This window comes from Streptomyces venezuelae, from assembly GCF_008642315.1.
GTDB classification, from domain to species: Bacteria; Actinomycetota; Actinomycetes; order Streptomycetales; family Streptomycetaceae; genus Streptomyces; species Streptomyces venezuelae_D.
The window spans coordinates 7,094,213-7,111,067 of sequence record NZ_CP029192.1; the positions used below are offsets into that span (position 1 = coordinate 7,094,213).

Genomic DNA, 16,855 nt, shown 5'->3' on the forward strand with positions numbered 1-16,855 from the left:
CTCCACGCCTTCCTCGGGTCGCCACCGGACGCCCCTGGTCGTCCCCCCGGCCGCCCTCGAACACCCCTGGTGCCCGAAAACTATCAGCGCTAGTTTGTATGGGTCGTCTACCGGTCGTCCACCTGGAGGAATGCCATGAAGGCCCATGACGGGATGTACATCGACGGCGCCTGGCGGGCGGCCGTCGGCGCCGACACCATCACGGTCCTGAACCCGGCCGACGAGCAGCCCGTCGGCCGGGTCCCGGCCGGCACCGCGGAGGACGTCGACGCCGCGGTCCGGGCCGCCCGCGCCGCCCTGCCCGGCTGGGCCGCCACCCCGCCCGCCGAGCGCGCCGCCCTGATCGGCGCGCTCCGCGACCGTCTCGTCGCCCGCAAGGACGAGGTCGCCGAGACCGTCACCGCCGAGCTGGGCGCGCCGCTGCCCTTCTCGCAGGCCGTGCACGCGGGCGTACCGATCCTGGTCTCCGGTTCGTACGCCGAACTCGCCGCGGCGCACCCCTTCGAGGAGAGGGTCGGCAACTCCACCGTCTATCTGGAGCCGGTCGGCGTGGTCGGCGCGATCACCCCGTGGAACTATCCGCTCCACCAGATCGTGAACAAGGTGGCCCCCGCGCTCGCCGCGGGCTGCACCGTCGTCCTCAAGCCCGCCGAGGACACGCCCCTCACCGCCCAGCTCTTCGCCGAGGCGGTGGACGAAGCGGGCGTGCCCGCGGGCGTGTTCAACCTCGTCACCGGCCTCGGCCCGGTCGCGGGGCAGGCCCTCGCCGAGCACGAGGGCGTCGACCTCGTCTCGTTCACCGGGTCGACGGCGGTCGGCAAGCAGATCGGCGCCACCGCGGGCGCGGCCGTCAAGCGCGTGGCCCTGGAGCTCGGCGGCAAGTCCGCCAACGTCATCCTGCCGAGCGCCGACCTCGCCAAGGCCGTCAACGTGGGCGTCGCCAACGTCATGTCCAACTCCGGCCAGACGTGCAGCGCGTGGACCCGCATGCTGGTGCACACCGACCGGTACGACGAGGCGGTGGAGCTCGCCGCGGCCGCGGCCGCCAAGTACGGCGACCGCATCGGCCCCGTCGTCAACGCCAAGCAGCAGGCGCGCGTGCGCGGTTACATCGAGAAGGGTGTCGAGGAGGGTGCCCGGATCGTCGCGGGCGGCCCCGAAGCGCCCGAGGGCAAGGACAAGGGCTACTTCGTCCGGCCGACCGTCTTCGCCGACGTCACGCCCGGGATGACCATCGCCCAAGAGGAGATCTTCGGGCCGGTGGTCTCGATCATCCGGTACGAGGACGAGGACGACGCCCTGCGCATCGCCAACGGCACCGTGTACGGGCTCGCGGGCGCGGTCTGGGCGGCCGACGACGCGGAGGCCGTGGCGTTCGCCCGCCGCATGGACACCGGCCAGGTCGACATCAACGGCGGCAGCTTCAACCCGCTCGCGCCCTTCGGTGGGTACAAGCAGTCGGGCGTCGGCCGCGAACTGGGCGCGCACGGCCTGACCGAGTACCTCCAGACGAAGTCCCTGCAGTTCTGACCCGCTCGACGCGTCCTTCCCACCCGTCCCTTCCTGCCCCTTCCGTCCTGCCCACCCTTTCCGACCCAAGGAGTACGTGAACGTGGTCCGCGCCGCCATCCTGCCCGCCGTCGGCTCCCCGCTGGAGATCGCGGAGATAGACCTCCCGGAGCCGGGCCCCGGCCAGGTCCGGGTGCGTCTCGCAGCCGCCGGGGTCTGCCACTCCGACCTGTCCCTGTCCAACGGCACGATGCGCGTGCCGGTGCCCGCGGTCCTCGGCCACGAGGGGGCGGGCACCGTCGTCTCCGTCGGCGAGGGCGTCACGCACGTCGCGCCCGGCGACGGGGTCGTCCTGAACTGGGCTCCTTCCTGCGGGAGTTGCCATGCCTGTTCCCTCGGCGAGGTGTGGCTCTGCGTCAACGCCCTCGCGGGCGCCGCGGACGTCTACGCCCGGCGCCCGGACGGCAGCGACCTCCACCCCGGCCTGAACGTGGCCGCGTTCGCCGAGGAGACGGTGGTCGCCGCCAACGCCGTCCTGCCGGTGCCGGACGGCGTCCCGCTCACCGACGCGGCGCTGCTCGGCTGCGCCGTCCTGACCGGATACGGCGCCGTGCACCACTCGGCGCGGGTCCGCGCGGGCGAGAGCGTCGCGGTCTTCGGCGTCGGCGGGGTGGGCCTCGCCACGCTGCAGGCGGCGCGCATCGCGGGCGCCGGGCGGATCGTCGCCGTCGACGTCTCACCGGAGAAGGAGGCGCTGGCCCGCTCGGCCGGCGCCACGGACTACGTGGTCGCCTCGGAGACGACGGCCCGCGACATCCGCAAGCTCACCGGCGGCCAGGGCGTCGACGTGGCGGTGGAGTGCGTGGGCCGCGCGGTGACGATCCGTACGGCCTGGGAGTCGACGCGGCGCGGCGGACGCACGACGGTCGTCGGCATCGGCGGCAAGGACCAGCAGGTCACCTTCAACGCCCTGGAGCTCTTCCACTGGGGCAGGACCCTGTCCGGCTGCGTGTACGGCAACTGCGACCCGACGGTGGACCTGCCGGTCCTCGCGGAACACATCAGGGCGGGCCGCCTGGACCTGGACGTCCTGGTGACCGACCGGATCGGCCTCGACGGCATCCCGGCGGCGTTCGAGAACATGCTGGCGGGAAAGGGGGGACGGGCGCTGGTGGTGTTCTGATCAGTGCCCGTTCATGACTTGTCGTTGTCGTTGTCGTTGTCGTTGTCGTCCTCGTCCTCGTCCCCCGAACCCGTAAGCCGCGGGAAGGACTTGGCGCCCGCCAGGAACACGAACGTCGTCAGGACGAACGGCCAGGTGAAGGCGTGGCCGCCGGACGGGGCGAAGAGGGCCGAGACCGCGGGGCCGAGTGCCGTCGCGGCGGCGGCCGCCACGAGAGCGTACGCGAGGGTGGCCGCCCGGAACGGCAGGAAGACGCCGCACAGGGCGAGGGCCACGAGCACGGCGTTGTAGCCCATCGTGCCGTCGGCGATCCGCGCCGCGGGGGCGCCGAGTGCCCACGCCGTCGCGACGCCCACGGCGTTGCCGAGGCAGGCGACGGCGGCCGTGCGGGGTCCCGCGACGAGGAGGCCGAGCAGCAGCAGGGCGCCCACGTACCACTGGGGCATGAAGAAGATCTGGGCGAAACCGGCGAGGAACCCCCGGGCGAGCTCGCCCGGTTCGACGGCGGTCGTGCCCGACGCGGGCAGCGGAAGCGCGGCCACGCCCTGCCCCGTGTGCCAGAGCCGTCCGAAGCCGGGCGCGGCGATGGTGACCGCGGTGGCGAGCAGGCAGTACGGGAGCGTGAGCGAGGGCAGGCCCCAGACGCCGAGTACCCGGACCACGGCCGCGGTCACGACCGTGACGACCACGCAGCCCGCGACCGCGAGCAGCGCCGTCGACAGGTGGCCCGCGCCGAGGAAGACCGCGAAACAGAGGGCCGTCAGGCAGGCGTTGAAGCCTTCGAGGCCGGCCGAGACGCGGTCGTGGTCCACGCCGAGGAGCCGTGCGGTGGCCGTCCCGACGGCGGTGCCGGCCAGGCCGTACACCCCGTACTCCCAGCCCGCGGCGAAGAGCGCCACGGTGAAGAGGGCGCCCGTCGCGGCGTTCGGCAGGAAGGTGACCTGGCCCTGGCCGCGCAGCACCTGCACGGCGAACACCCTGACGCGGGCCGACACGTCGGCCCTCCGCCCGCTCCCGCCGGCCGAGTCCTCCGGCCCCCCGACCGACCCACCCGCATCCACCGCATCCATCGCGTGCCCCACGGCCGCCCCCACGTCCCTCAACCGTCCGACTCATACCGTCCGACGAGACGGGTGCAGATTACATCTACCGGACCGCTTCGAACCACGTCATCAGGACGTCGTTGTCGAACGCCTCGCGGGCTGTGACGCGGAACCGCGTGGGGTCGAACTTGCCGCCGAAGACGGGGATTCCGGCGCCCGCGACGACGGGGTAGCTCTTGATGATCAGCTCGTCGAGCTCGGGGAGCAGCGCGGCCGCGACCCGGCCGCCGCCGCACAGCCAGATGTCCTGCCCCGGTTGCCGCTTGAGGTCGCGGACCAGGGTGAGCGGATCACCGGAGGCGACGGTCACCGCCGGGTCGGTCGTCGCCGGGCCGGGGGAGGTGTCGAGCGAGTTCGACAGGACGAACTGGCGCAGGTGCGCGTACGGGCTCGGGGTGCCGTGGTCCAGCGCCTGCCGGTAGGTTCCGTGGCCCATCAGGACCGTGTCGAAGCGGAGGGCGGGGGCGTCCGTGAGGCCTGCGTGCGGGCGCAGGGCCGTGGGGACGGTCTCCGGGTAGCGGGCGTTGACCCGGGCGGCGTAGTCGGCGGCCTGGTCCACATCGCCCACGGGGTAGAAGTCGAACTCGCCCTCGGGGCCCGCGATGTACCCGTCGATGGAGACGCCGATGTAGTAGACCAGCTTGCGCATATGGTCACTCCCCCTGTAGTACTCATGTTGTAGTGGTCGGAACGTAGTACTGCGAATGGAGTGGTGTCAATGGTGCGCAGGAATGACGGGCGGCGGGCGGCCCTGGTCGACGCCGCCATCGAGGTGCTGGCCAGGGAGGGTGCCCGGGGGCTGACCTTCCGGGCCGTGGACACCGAGGCGGGCGTGCCCACCGGCACCGCGTCCAACTACTTCGGCAACCGCGACGACCTGCTCACCCAGGCGGGCGCCCGCGTCTACGAACGGCTGACGCCGGACCAGGCGGAGGTCGAGCGGCAGCGCACGGCCACGCCGGACAAGGAGACGTACGTCCAGTTGATGCGCGAGGTCGTGGGCCGCGTCAGCGGCTTCCGTACGGGCTATCTGGCGCTGCTCGAACTGCGTCTCGAGGCCACCCGGCGCCCGGAGCTGCGGGCCGTGCTGACCGAGCGCGTCCGGGCCGACCTGGAGGCGAACCTCTCGTACCACGAGGCGTCGGGGCTCCCCGGTGACGCCACGGCCGTCAAACTGCTGTACCTGGCCTTCAACTGGCTCATCGTCGAACAGCTCACGCTGCCGGACTTCCTCTCGGACGCCGAGCGCGACGCCCTCGTCGCGGCCGCCGTGGAGCGCGTCGTCACGGAGTGACGCGGTCCCCGAAGTCGTCGATGCCGAGGTGCGCGGCGAAGGCCCGCGCCCCGGCGGGGGTGACCCGCACGGCCCGCTCCGAACCGATCCGCTCGCACCAGCCCACGGCCAGCGCGTGCCCGCACAGCGCCGCGCCCGCGACCCCGGCGAGGTGCGGCTTGCGCTCCGTCCAGTCCACGCAGGCCCGGGCCAGCGGACGGCGTCCGCCGCGCGCGAGGTCGATCCCCAACTCCCCGAACCAGGCCACGCCCCGGTCGGTCAGGGCGAACCCGGTGTCCTGTCGCAGCAGCCCGCGCTCCGTCATCGCTCCGGTGACGATGATCCCGAGCCGCCCCGCGAGGTGGTCGTAGCAGGTGCGGCCCCGCGCCATCGCTCCGGCGGCGCCCGCCTCGCGCAGCGTGCGGGGCCGGATGTCGGCGCCGGGCGCCGCGTGGGCGGCGAGGTCCTCGACGAGCTGGGCGACCCGTGCGTCGGCGAGGCGTACGTAGCGGTGCCTGCCCTGGCGGGCCTCGGTGAGCAGGCCCCCGGCGACGAGCCGGCCCAGGTGTTCGCTGGCGGTCGAGGGCGCGACGCCCGCGTGCCGGGCCAGCTCACCGGCCGTCCAGGCCCGCCCGTCGAGCAGCGCGAGCAGACAGGCCGCCCGTGTCTCGTCCGCGAACAGCCCGGCGAGGGAGGCGAGGGCGGGGGCCGTGGCGGACGTGGTGGCGGAGGCGGTGGCGTTCTTCGTGGGGCCCGGCTTCATGCCTCCAGGGTGCGCCATGGACAGTTCGGCCCGCACCGAACCATGTCAAGCTCACACCTGCACCTGCACCTGCACCCGCGCAAAGCTCACGCCCGCGCCGCCACCTGCTCGTACTGCAGCGCGAGCCCGTCGAGCAGGGCCCGCAGGCCCGCATCGAAGGCCCGCTCGTCGATGACCTGCTGGCGGTCGGCGAGGAGGTGGGCCTGGCCGAGGTGGGGGTAGTCGGCGGGGTCGTACGCCGCCTCGTCGTCGACGAAGCCCCCGGCGAACGAGCCGATCGCGGAGCCCATGACGAAGTACCGCATCAGGGCGCCGATCGACGTGGCCTGTGCGGCGGGCCAGCCCGCGTCGACCATCGCCCCGAACACCGCGTCCGCGAGCCGCAGCCCGGCCGGCCTGCGCCCGGGGCCGCGCGCGAGCACCGGCACGATGTTCGGGTGCAGGGTGAGGGCCGCCCGGTAGGAGACCGCCCAGTCGTGCAGCGCCGTGCGCCAGTCCCGCGCGTCGTCGGCGTCGAACATCGACAAGTCGACCTGTGCGCTCACCGAGTCCGCGACCGCCTCCAGGATCTGGTCCTTGGTGCGGAAGTGGTTGTAGAGAGAGGGCCCGCTGACGCCGAGTTCGGCGGCGAGGCGGCGCGTCGAGACGGCCGCGAGCCCCTCGGCGTCCACGAGAGCGCGCGCCGTGTCGACGATGCGTTCTCGGCTGAGGAGGGGCTTGCGCGGTCGGGCCATGCGGCACATAGTAGGGCTGCCGGAACAAACTAGCAGTGCTAATTTAAATCTCGACTTCAAACTCCGAAGAGGTGCCCCGATGAACCTGGAGCTCAGCGACGAGCAGACCGCCGTCCGGGAGCTGGCCGAGGACTTCGTCGCGCGCGAGATCGCACCGCACGTCATCGAGTGGGACCGCGCGGAGAGCGTCGACCGCGCCCTCGTGAAGAAGCTCGGCGAGGTCGGCTTCCTGGGGCTCACCATCGACGAGGAGTACGGCGGCTCGGGCGGCGACCACCTCGCGTACTGCCTGGTGACCGAGGAGCTCGGGCGCGGGGACTCCTCCGTGCGCGGCATCGTCTCCGTCTCGCTCGGCCTGGTCGCCAAGACCATCGCGCACTGGGGCAGCGAGGAGCAGAAGCGGCAGTGGCTGCCGGGGCTCACCTCCGGCGAGTACGTCGGATGCTTCGGGCTCACCGAACCGGGCACCGGCTCCGACGCGGGCAGCCTCACCACCAGGGCGGTGCGCGACGGCGACTCGTACGTCATCAACGGCACCAAGATGTTCATCACGAACGGCACCTGGGCCGACGTCGTGCTCCTCTTCGCCCGCACCGGCGACGCGCCCGGCCACAAGGGCGTCTCCGCCTTCCTGGTCCCCACCGACACCCCCGGTCTCACTCGCCGTACCCTCCACGGCAAGCTCGGCCTGCGCGGCCAGGCCACCGCCGAACTCGTCCTGGAGGACGTGCGCGTCCCCGCGTCGGCCATGATGGCGCCCGAGGGCAAGGGCTTCTCCGTCGCCATGTCGGCCCTCGCGAAGGGGCGCATGTCGGTGGCGGCGGGCTGCGTGGGCATCGCGCGGGCCGCCCTGGACGCGGCGGTGCGGTACGCCACCGAGCGCGAGCAGTTCGGCAAGACCATCGCCCATCACCAGCTGGTGCAGGAGCTGATCAGCGACATCGCGGTCGACGTGGACGCCGCGCGCCTGCTGACCTGGCGGGTCGCCGACCTCATCGACCGGGGGCAGCCGTTCGCCACGGAGTCCTCCAAGGCCAAGCTGTTCGCCTCCGAGGCCGCCGTGCGCGCCGCGAACAACGCCCTTCAGGTCTTCGGCGGTTACGGCTACATCGACGAGTACCCGGCGGGCAAGCTGCTGCGCGACGCCCGCGTGATGACCCTCTACGAAGGCACCAGCCAGATACAGAAGCTGGTCATCGGCCGTGCGCTGACGGGGGTTTCGGCCTTCTGAGTACCCGCCTGAGTACGTGAGCGGATACCGGCCCCGCCGCCCCTCGCCGAAGCTGTCGGCATGACCCAGTCCCTCGTCAAACCGCAGAACACCAACGCCTTCTACGGCCAGGCCGTGGCCTCCTTCGCGGTCTCCCTCGGCGCCGTCGCCGTCGGCATCGGCTACCTGGACGCCTCGGCGTGGGTGCGGGGCTTCCTCGCCATCGCCGTGCTCTACCTGACGACCTCCGCGTTCACCCTCGCCAAGGTGATCAGGGACCGGCAGGAGGCCCCCTGAGCCGCCCGGCGCGCTAAGCGCTTGCTCACCGTCAGGGGTATGGTGTCCCTCCCGAACGGTGAAGGAGTGGACATGGGTACGGCGGAGGAGACGCCCGGCGAGGAGCAGCCGTGGGGCGAGGTCAGCCCCGACGCGGCCAGGCGGCTGCTGGTCGCCGCCGTCGAGGCCTTCGCCGAGCGCGGGTACCACGCGACGACGACCCGGGACATCGCGGGCCGCGCCGGCATGAGCCCCGCCGCGCTCTACATCCACTACAAGACGAAGGAAGAGCTGCTCCACCGCATCAGCAGGATCGGCCACGACAAGGCCCTGGCGATCCTGCGGACCGCGGCGGACGGCGAGGGCGGCCCCGCCGAGCGCCTGGAGGCGGCCGTGCGGTCCTTCGTCGGCTGGCACGCCGCGCACCACACGACCGCCCGCGTCGTGCAGTACGAGCTGGACGCGCTCGGCGACGAGCACCGCACGGAGATCGTGGCGCTGCGCCGCAAGTCGGACGCGGCGGTGCGGGACATCATCAACGACGGTGTGCGGACGGGGGAGTTCGACGTACCCGACGTGCCGGGCACCACGCTCGCCGTCCTGTCGCTCTGCATCGACGTCGCCCGCTGGTTCAACGTGGCGGGGCACCGGACGCCCGACGAGGTCGGCGCGCTCTACGCCGACCTCGTGCTGCGGATGGTGGGCGCCCGGCCCGCGGAGCCTCAGAAGTAGTAGCGCGACACCGACTCCGCCACGCACGCGGGCTTGTCGCCGCCCTCGCGCTCCACGGTGACCTTGGCCGTCACCTGCACGCCGCCGTCCTTGGTCGGCGTGACGTCCGTGAGCACGGCGCTCGCGCGCAGCCTCGAGCCGACCGGCACGGGGGAGGGGAAGCGGACCTTCTCCGTGCCGTAGTTGAGGCCCATCTTCATGCCCTCGACCCGCATCGTCTGCGGCACCAGGATCGGCAGCAGCGACAGGGTCAGGTAGCCGTGCGCGATGGTCGTCCCGAAGGGGCCCTGCGCGGCCTTCTCCGCGTCCACGTGGATCCACTGGTGATCGCCGGTCGCCTCCGCGAAGAGGTCGATCCGCTTCTGGTCGATCTCCAGCCAGTCGCTGTACCCGAGCTGCTCGCCGACACCGGCGCGCAGCTCCTCGGGCGACGTGAAGATCCTCGGCTCCGCCATGTCCCTGGCCTCCTAGACGTATGCAGACTCAGCACGTATGCAGACTAAGCGCTTGCTCAGCATGGTGTGTGGGCCGACGCGTGTCAACGGACCAGCCAGTAGGTTTGGAGCGTGCATCAGATACCGGAGAAGGTTCACGAACTCACGGTCGGCCAGCTCGCCGACCGCAGCGGCGTCGCCGTGTCCGCCCTGCACTTCTACGAGTCCAAAGGCCTCATCACCAGCCGCCGCACCTCCGGCAACCAGCGCCGCTACCACCGGGACACGCTCCGCCGCGTCGCCTTCATCCGCGCCTCCCAGCGCGTCGGCATCCCGCTCTCCACGATCCGCGAGGCCCTGGACTCGCTCCCCGAGGAGCGCACGCCCAACCGCGAGGACTGGGCGCGCCTCTCGGAGGGCTGGCGCTCCGAGCTGGACAAGCGCATCAAGCAACTCGGCAGGCTGCGCGACCACCTCACGGACTGCATCGGCTGCGGCTGTCTCTCCCTGGACACCTGCGTGCTCTCCAACCCCGACGACGTCTTCGGCGAGCGGCACAGCGGCTCCCGGCTCCTGGTGGACCGCGGCCCCCGGGACAAGTGACGTCCGCGGGGCCCCGTACATCCGGAGCTCACAAAACGGCGTGACCCCCGGAATTTCCCTGTGCTACGTCTGGCCGCAACCCGGCCCGGAGTACCAACGTGTGTTCTACGTAAGGAAGTACGTCGACGCAGAACGGGGGAGAGCCGATGTCCGTCGCCATTTGCTCATTGCTGTGGGACGCCGCCCGCCACGGACGGCAGACCGTCAAGTACGACAGTGACGGCTACCACCTGGTGCGCTTCCCGTACGCCGCGGGTGCCGAGTCCTACGATCCGTGGCACATGCACGACCCGGCGAAGGGGTTCACGACCCCTTCGGAGTACCCGGACGCGCGCTCGGGGCTGATATGGCCCAGCCACGAGGGGTGGGGCCTGCTGTCCGCGATGGTCTTCTGGGAGCCCGACGCGAAGGCGACCGAGTTCCGCTCGCGGTACGTCCGTGACCCGCTCGGCCTCTCGACCGGGTACGACTCGACCGCGACGACCGACTCCGCGCCGACCAGGGGAGGGCAGTACAGGACCTACCTCTGGCAGATGTTCGTGCACCCGGGCACGCCGCTCGGGCTGAAGGTCTCGGCACGCGGCGCGGGAGACGTGAAGCTCCGCACGCCGCTGATCCACGCCCAGTTCAAGCTGGCGATCCACACGGATGTGGTCACGCCCTGACCGCGCCTTTCCTCACGCCGACACCAGCGGACGCAGCCGCCTCGCGCGCGCCCGGTCCACGGCGTCGGCCGTGAGGACCGGGCCGGGCACGACGATGCCGCAGCCCGTGCAGACCGCTCCCGACGACGGCTCGTGGGCCAGGCCGTGCTTCCAGGTGAGGGCGGTGTCCGCACAGACGGGGCAGGTCGTGCCCGGCTCCCTCTCCAGCGCCGCGATGAGCCGGCGAAGGACCTCGGCGAGGGGTTCGTCCGGGTGGATGTCGGGGTCGTCGCACCAGGCCACGCCGCATCCGCCCCAGGTGCAGCGGTGCCAGTCGTCGACGCTGCCCGGGCGCCTGAGCCCGTCGTGCTTCTCCTTGCGGCGGCGTTCGGCGAAGCCCGCCTCGTAGGCGAGCCACACCGCCCGTGCCGCTTCCAGTTCGTTCAGTGCCGCCACCAGCCGCACCGGGTCGGGCGACCTGTCCTCGGGCCCGAACCCCGCCCGGGCGCACAGATGGTCCCAGGTCGCCCGGTGGCCGTAGGGGGCGAACCTCTCCAGGCACTTGCGCAGCGAGTACCGCCGCAGTGCCAGGTCGCTCTTCGGATCACGCACCTGTCTCGCGAGACTCCGGAATCCGGCCATCGCCCTGCACCTCCGTCACACGTACTTCCGTACTGGTACCCGTGTTCCGCATTCCGCGGCGTCGATGTCGAACCGAGTCCATCGAGTTCGTCACGACGTCGCCGAGTAGACGTATCGACACGCGATTCGGCTCCCTCATCGCGCGACCGTTTTTCGCCTGCCCGCACGAGCTGGGGTGATGCAGGCGCATGGGGGGCGCGTTGTGGTGATTCGGAAAAGGCGACGCTTGTTCATCTTTCACGATGGGCAACCCGCCAGTAGCCTCCGCCGCATCGGTCTTCCGCAGGAACCGGAGGAGCACCCATGCGACGACGCATCGTCAGGCTCAGAACACTCACCGCGGGGGCGGCGCTCGCGCTCGGCGCCTCCCTGCTCGCGCCTCTGCCGGGCGCCGTCGCCGGCCCGAGGGAGCCGGCCCCGAAGGAGCGGTCCGCAGCCGAGGACACGGATTTCTGCGGGGGCCAGTGCGCGGACGTGCTGCCCCCCGGCGCCAACGGCAACGCCACGCTCGCCGAGATCCTCGCCCACCGTGTCTTCGGCACCCGACCCGCGCACGCCGACGACCAGTTGGGCCCCTACGACAAACTCTCCTCCGGCTATCCGTCGCTCACCGACGACAAGCTCACCGAGTTCTTCGACGACGCCTCCTTCGGGGTGCCCGGCGACCAGGTCGCCTCGGTGACCAAGCCGCGCGACGACGTGACGATCACCCGGGACAAGAAGTACGGCGTCCCGCACATCAAGGGCACCACGCGCTACGGCACCGAGTTCGGCGCGGGCTTCGCCGCCGGGCAGGACCGGCTCTGGCTCATCGACCTGTTCCGGCACATCGGGCGCGGCCGGCTCACCTCGTTCGCGGGCGGCGCCCCCGCCAACCAGGGCCTCGAACAGCAGTTCTGGCCGCAGGCCCCGTACACGGAGAAGGACCTGGAGAAGCAGGTCGAGTACATCAGGACGACCCAGGGCGAGCGCGGCAAGCAGGCCATGGAGGACGCGCAGGCCTACATCGACGGCCTCAACGCGTACCGCACCAAGTCGAAGAACGGCCGCTACTTCCCCGGTGAGTACGTCCTGACCGGCAAGATAGACGCGATCACCAACGTCGGCGAGATCGAACCCTTCAAGATCACCGACATGATCGCGCTGGCCTCCGTGGTCGGCGGGCTCTTCGGCAACGGCGGCGGCGGAGAGGTCGAGTCCGCCCTCTCCCTCCTGGAGTCCCAGAAGAAGTACGGCGTCGAGAAGGGCACGAAGGTCTGGGAGTCCTTCCGCGCCCGCAACGACCCCGAGGCCGTCCAGACCATCCACGACGGCACGAGCTTCCCGTACGCGGGCAAGCCGGAGAAGGCGCGCGGCACCGCCATGCCCGACCCGGGCTCGGTCGAGCGCGAGCAGCTCGTGTACGACAAGGAGGGCGGCGCGAGGACCGGGGCCAAGGACCCGGTGAAGGCGCCGAAGAAGCTGAAGCCGGCGCAGGGCATGTACGACAAGGGCGTCCTGCCCGCGGACCTGTTCCGGGCCGACGGCCATAAGAAGGGCATGTCCAACGCCCTGCTCGTCTCCGGGAAGCACACCGCGAGCGGCAACCCCGTCGCCGTCTTCGGCCCGCAGACCGGCTACTTCGCACCGCAGCTCCTCATGCAGCAGGAGCTCCAGGGTCCCGGCATCAGCGCGCGAGGCGTCTCCTTCGCGGGCGTCGGCATGTACGTCCAGCTGGGGCGCGGCCAGGACTACGCCTGGTCGGCCACGTCAGCCGGGCAGGACATCACCGACACGTACGCCGTGGAGCTGTGCGAGCCGGGCGGGGGAGCCCCCACGAAGCAGTCGGCCGGTTACCTGTACCGCGGCACCTGCACACCCATGGAGAAGATGGAGCGCGAGAACGCCTGGAAGCCGACCGTCGCCGACTCCACGGCCGCGGGCTCCTACCGCATGCAGGTCTTCCGCACGAAGTACGGCATCGTCACGCACCGCGCGAGCGTCGACGGCAAACCCGTCGCGTACGTCTCGCTGCGTTCCACCTACCGCCACGAGGCCGACTCCATCATCGGCTTCCAGATGCTGAACGACCCCACGTACGTCAAGGACTCCGCGACGTTCAAGAAGGCCGCGCAGAACATCAGCTACGCCTTCAACTGGTTCTACGCCGACTCGCGCGACATCGCGTACTACAACAGCGGCGCCAACCCCGAGCGCGCCGAAAGCGTCGATCCGGCCCTGCCGGTCAGGGCCCAACAGGACCTCGAATGGAGCGACTTCGACCCCGAGGACAACACCTCGGCGCAGACCCCGCCCGCCGAGCACCCGCAGTCCGTCAACCAGGACTACTACATCTCCTGGAACAACAAGCAGGCCAAGGACTTCAGCACGGCCGGTCTCGGCGTCAGCGCGGTGCACCGCGGCGACCTGCTCGACGGGCGCGTCAAGAAGCTCACCGAGGAGGGCGGCGTCACCCGCGCCTCGCTCACCCAGGCCATGTCCGAGGCCGCCGTCACCGACCTGCGCGGCGAACAGGTGCTGCCGGAGCTCCTGAAGGTGCTGCGCAGCAAGCCGGTCACCGACCCGCAGCTGGCCAAGGCCGTCCAGCAGCTGGAGGCCTGGCGGGCCGCGGGTGCCCAGCGCAACCAGACGGCGGCGGGCTCCAAGACGTACGCCCACCCCGACGCCGTGCGCATCATGGACGCCTGGTGGCCGCGGCTGGTCCGGGCCGAGTTCGAGCCGGGCCTCGGCAAGGAGCTGTACGCCGCCCTCACCTCCCAGCTCGCCACCGACGAGGCACCCTCCGCCGGGCACGGGCCGACGGGGGCGCACGCCGGATCGGCGTTCCAGTACGGCTGGTGGGGCTATGCCGACAAGGACCTGCGCAAGGTCCTCGGGCAGCCGGTGAAGGGCGAGCTCGCCGACACCTACTGCGGCGGCGGCAAGCTCGACGCCTGCCGCGACGCCCTGCTCACCGCCCTCGGGCAGGCCGTCGCCGAGCCGGCCGCCGAGGTCTATCCCGGTGACGACTCGTGCAAGGCGGGCGACCAGTGGTGCGCGGACTCCGTCATCCACCGGGCGCTCGGCGGCATCACGCACAAGCCGATCCAGTGGCAGAACCGCCCGACGTACCAGCAGGTCGTCGAGTTCCCCCGCCACCGGTAGGCCGCATGCGCGTCAGGACCGGGCGATCCGCCCCGCGGCGAACACGACGCGTGCCAGCTCCTCGTGGCACACGTCGCTGTGCGCGCCGGAGGGCGGACCGCCCCGGCGCACCACCGACGCCGCGTCGATGCTGACGCAGCCCTTGGCCGGCACCTTCTCGCCGAGCTTGATGCGCTTGGTGCCGGCCACGGACCGGACGCCGTTGTAGCCGATGGCGCCCCACCGCTCCCACAGGTTCAGGAAGCTCGACGAGTCCCCGGCCAGTTTCGACGCGAGGGGGTACATGCGGCCGAGGGCGTCGTCGTGGTGCGAGTAGCAGGAGACCAGCGGCCCGTCGATCCGCTTCTGCATGCCGTGCAGCGCCCCGCCGCGTGACTTGTCGTGCGGCAGCCGCTCGGCGAACGTGTAGTGCGAGAAGGCGCCTTGCAGGAGCGTCACCGACTTCACCGCGCGCACGTCGGCGGGCATCCCGCGCAGCGCGTACGACACGAGCCTGCCGCCGAAGCTGTGGCCGATGAGGTGCACCCGCACCCTCGGCACGTCCGCGGCGAGCAGACCGATGGCGGGCCCGAGCCCCAGCTGGCCGACGGCGCCCGCACGGCGCTTCATCGCGTAGTACGTGCCTTGGCGCAGCAGTTCGTACGCGCCGTCCCACAGTCGGTTGCGCAGGTCGCTGAGGAGCAGGGGCCGGCCGGTGTCCGCGCGTGCGGCGGCGAACACCTCGCAGACCTTGACCGCGTCGTCGGTGAGCATGGCGGGCTCGCCCGCCCCGGTGTCCTGGCCGAAGTGCCGGGCCGGATGGGTCTCGCGCAGGGACACCAGCTCGCGCACGTGGCGCCCGAACTCATAGACGCGGGTCGGTACTTCGGAGCGCTCGGCGAGCAGTTCGGCGATCCGGTCGAGGGTCGTGGCGTGGTCGGGGAAGGCGCGGTCGAGCGCCTCCCGGGTGGTCGCGTCGAGGACGGGCTCGCCCGGCGGGGTGGCGGCGACGGGCGCGGCCGACGGGTCGAAGTCGGGGATGGGTTCGTCGGGGAAGCGGATCGCGGGCCACAGCACTCCCACGTAGCCGAGGCGCACGTCCGTGCCCGCGAGATCCTGGCAGGGGCCGAAGAAACGCCCGTACAGCTTCCGGGCGTCCTTCTTCTCGTTGTTCCAGCCGTGCGCGAAGACCAGCAGATCGGTGACGCGTTCGCGTTCCGTGCCGGACAGCAGCTGCGCGCGCTGCTCGGTGTCGACGTCGCCGTCGGCGTCGAAGGTCAATTCCCAGTAGGGCTCCACGCCGGTATGGTCCTGCCGCCCGGGCCACCTGGCCAGATGCGCGGCAGGGGCGCGTTCACGCGAGTTCCCGCTCCCGCGTCTCGGGCAGGGCGAGGACGCACAGCAGCGACACCACCGCCATCGCGCTCACGTACCAGCCCACCGACGACGAACCGAACGCCGACTGCAGCCGGGTCGCGACCAGCGGCGAGACCGCGCCGCCGAGGACACCACCCAGGTTGTACGCGAGCGAGGCGCCCGAGTAGCGCACGTTCGCCCCGAACAGCTCGGGCAGGTAGGCGCCCATCGGGCCGTACACCACGCCCATGCAGAACAGCGCGCCGCCGATCGCCAGGGCGACGAGCACCGGCTGCTCGGTGTCCAGGAGCGGGAAGAGCACGAGCCCCCACACCACCGCGAGCGCCGAGCCCACGAGGACCAGCCTGCGGCGGCCCGCCCCGTCGGAGCGCGTCGCGGCGAGCCAGGTGCCCGCGGCGAGGAAGAGGCAGGCCACGAGGGAGAGGCCGAGCATGGTGTCGCGGGAGATGCGCAGGGTGCCGGTGGCGTACGAGAGGCAGTACGTCGTGGCCGTGTAGAAGAGGCCGTACGCGACGACCATGCCGCCCGCGCCGAGCAGCAGTTCGCGCGGGTGGCGGCGGAGCACGTCGAGCGTCGGGACCTTGCTCGCCTCCTGCGCTGCCATGACCTTCGCGAACACCGGTGTCTCGCTGATCCGCAGCCGCACGAAGAGGCCGACGCCGACCAGCAGGAAGGAGAGCAGGAACGGCACGCGCCAGCCCCACGAGCGGAACGCGTCGTCGGAGAGCGTCGACGAGAGCAGCCAGAAGACGCCGGTCGCCGCGAAGAACCCGACGGACGGGCCGAGTTGGGGGAACGCCGCGTACATCCCGCGCTTCTTCCGCGGCGCGTGCTCCACCGCGAGGAGCGCCGCGCCGCCCCACTCGCCGCCGAGCCCGATGCCCTGCAGGAAGCGGAGCAGGATGAGCAGCAGCGGCGCCCAGACGCCCCACGTGCCGTAGCCGGGCAGGAGGCCGACTAGGGCGGTCGAGAGGCCCATCAGGAGCAGCGAGGCGACCAGGACGGACTTGCGGCCCACGCGGTCGCCGAAGTGCCCGAAGATCACCGAGCCGATGGGGCGGGCCGCGAACGCCACCGCGTAGGTGGAGAACGACGCGAGGGTGGCGTTGACCGGGTCGAGGGTCGGGAAGAACGCCTCGTTGAGGACGAGGGCGGCGGCCGTGCCGTAGATGTAGAAGTCGTAGAACTCGATGGCGGTTCCGATGAACGAGGCCACGGCCACACGGCGCATGCTCTCGCCGCCGCCGTC

At 71.7% G+C, this 16,855-nt stretch carries 16 protein-coding genes and 1 pseudogene; 9 read left to right on the forward strand and 8 right to left on the reverse strand.

Annotation, left to right across the window (positions count from 1 at the left end; all coding sequences use genetic code 11):
* The first annotated feature begins 135 nt into the window (after window positions 1–135).
* Both DEJ48_RS31300 and DEJ48_RS31305 read left to right on the forward strand, forming a co-directional pair.
* On the forward strand, window positions 136–1,530 hold the full coding sequence (locus DEJ48_RS31300; protein ID WP_150219533.1) for an aldehyde dehydrogenase family protein: 1,395 nt from the start codon (window positions 136–138) through the stop codon (window positions 1,528–1,530).
* A gap of 82 nt (window positions 1,531–1,612) precedes the next feature.
* Window positions 1,613–2,692 carry a Zn-dependent alcohol dehydrogenase gene (locus tag DEJ48_RS31305; RefSeq protein WP_150221510.1) on the forward strand — a complete coding sequence of 360 codons (1,080 nt, stop codon included), beginning with the start codon at window positions 1,613–1,615 and terminating at the stop codon, window positions 2,690–2,692.
* Between the two features lie 11 nt (window positions 2,693–2,703).
* On the opposite strand, the gene DEJ48_RS31310 is transcribed toward DEJ48_RS31305, so the two are convergent.
* Both DEJ48_RS31310 and DEJ48_RS31315 read right to left on the reverse strand, forming a co-directional pair.
* Window positions 2,704–3,687 (reverse strand): urea transporter, encoded by a 984-nt coding sequence (locus DEJ48_RS31310; protein WP_223832265.1) that lies wholly within the window; start codon window positions 3,685–3,687, stop codon window positions 2,704–2,706.
* 151 nt (window positions 3,688–3,838) lie between these two features.
* Window positions 3,839–4,444: a dihydrofolate reductase family protein gene (locus tag DEJ48_RS31315; protein WP_150219535.1), complete on the reverse strand. Its 606-nt coding sequence runs from the start codon at window positions 4,442–4,444 to the stop codon at window positions 3,839–3,841.
* A 69-nt stretch (window positions 4,445–4,513) separates the two neighbouring features.
* Here DEJ48_RS31315 and DEJ48_RS31320 point away from each other — a divergent pair, with 69 nt between their 5' ends.
* Window positions 4,514–5,089 (forward strand): TetR/AcrR family transcriptional regulator, encoded by a 576-nt coding sequence (locus tag DEJ48_RS31320; RefSeq protein WP_150219536.1) that lies wholly within the window; start codon window positions 4,514–4,516, stop codon window positions 5,087–5,089.
* On the opposite strand, the gene DEJ48_RS31325 is transcribed toward DEJ48_RS31320, so the two are convergent.
* Window positions 5,079–5,831: an ArsR/SmtB family transcription factor gene (locus DEJ48_RS31325; protein ID WP_150219537.1), complete on the reverse strand. Its 753-nt coding sequence runs from the start codon at window positions 5,829–5,831 to the stop codon at window positions 5,079–5,081. The two genes, DEJ48_RS31320 and DEJ48_RS31325, sit on opposite strands and share 11 nt — an antisense overlap.
* Before the next feature lie 86 nt (window positions 5,832–5,917).
* Window positions 5,918–6,565, reverse strand: coding sequence for a TetR/AcrR family transcriptional regulator (locus tag DEJ48_RS31330; RefSeq protein WP_150219538.1), 648 nt, complete (start codon window positions 6,563–6,565; stop codon window positions 5,918–5,920).
* A 79-nt stretch (window positions 6,566–6,644) separates the two neighbouring features.
* On the opposite strand from DEJ48_RS31330, the gene DEJ48_RS31335 reads away from it, so the two are divergent.
* From DEJ48_RS31335 to DEJ48_RS31345, 3 genes and pseudogenes are all read left to right on the forward strand, one after another.
* Window positions 6,645–7,796, forward strand: a complete 1,152-nt coding sequence (locus DEJ48_RS31335; RefSeq protein ID WP_150219539.1) for an acyl-CoA dehydrogenase family protein — start codon at window positions 6,645–6,647, stop codon at window positions 7,794–7,796.
* Between the two features lie 60 nt (window positions 7,797–7,856).
* Window positions 7,857–8,066 (forward strand): annotated as a pseudogene (locus tag DEJ48_RS31340) (YiaA/YiaB family inner membrane protein); the annotation flags it as partial.
* Between the two features lie 78 nt (window positions 8,067–8,144).
* Window positions 8,145–8,783, forward strand: a complete 639-nt coding sequence (locus DEJ48_RS31345; protein ID WP_150219541.1) for a TetR/AcrR family transcriptional regulator — start codon at window positions 8,145–8,147, stop codon at window positions 8,781–8,783.
* Here the strand turns inward: DEJ48_RS31345 and DEJ48_RS31350 are convergent.
* Entirely contained in the window at window positions 8,774–9,238 is a 465-nt protein-coding gene (locus DEJ48_RS31350; RefSeq protein ID WP_150219542.1) for a MaoC family dehydratase, read from the reverse strand. The genes DEJ48_RS31345 and DEJ48_RS31350 overlap by 10 nt on opposite strands.
* 111 nt (window positions 9,239–9,349) lie before the next feature.
* On the opposite strand from DEJ48_RS31350, the gene soxR reads away from it, so the two are divergent.
* Complete coding sequence (gene soxR, locus DEJ48_RS31355) at window positions 9,350–9,820, forward strand: redox-sensitive transcriptional activator SoxR (RefSeq protein ID WP_150219543.1); 471 nt, start codon at window positions 9,350–9,352, stop codon at window positions 9,818–9,820.
* 146 nt (window positions 9,821–9,966) lie between these two features.
* Window positions 9,967–10,485: a hypothetical protein gene (locus tag DEJ48_RS31360; RefSeq protein ID WP_150219544.1), complete on the forward strand. Its 519-nt coding sequence runs from the start codon at window positions 9,967–9,969 to the stop codon at window positions 10,483–10,485.
* A 12-nt stretch (window positions 10,486–10,497) separates the two neighbouring features.
* Here the strand turns inward: DEJ48_RS31360 and DEJ48_RS31365 are convergent, their stop codons facing one another.
* A complete protein-coding gene (locus DEJ48_RS31365; protein WP_150219545.1) occupies window positions 10,498–11,106 on the reverse strand; it encodes a hypothetical protein in 609 nt (202 codons plus the stop codon).
* 303 nt (window positions 11,107–11,409) lie between these two features.
* Between DEJ48_RS31365 and DEJ48_RS31370 the strand changes: the two genes are divergently transcribed.
* Window positions 11,410–14,250, forward strand: coding sequence for a penicillin acylase family protein (locus tag DEJ48_RS31370; RefSeq protein ID WP_150219546.1), 2,841 nt, complete (start codon window positions 11,410–11,412; stop codon window positions 14,248–14,250).
* Window positions 14,251–14,262: 12 nt separating this feature from the next.
* Here DEJ48_RS31370 and DEJ48_RS31375 read toward each other — a convergent pair whose 3' ends face one another.
* Window positions 14,263–15,528, reverse strand: a complete 1,266-nt coding sequence (locus DEJ48_RS31375) for a serine-threonine protein kinase (RefSeq protein WP_150219547.1) — start codon at window positions 15,526–15,528, stop codon at window positions 14,263–14,265.
* 55 nt (window positions 15,529–15,583) lie between these two features.
* Window positions 15,584–16,837, reverse strand: a complete 1,254-nt coding sequence (locus DEJ48_RS31380; RefSeq protein ID WP_150221511.1) for an MFS transporter — start codon at window positions 16,835–16,837, stop codon at window positions 15,584–15,586.
* Window positions 16,838–16,855 lie beyond the last annotated feature (18 nt).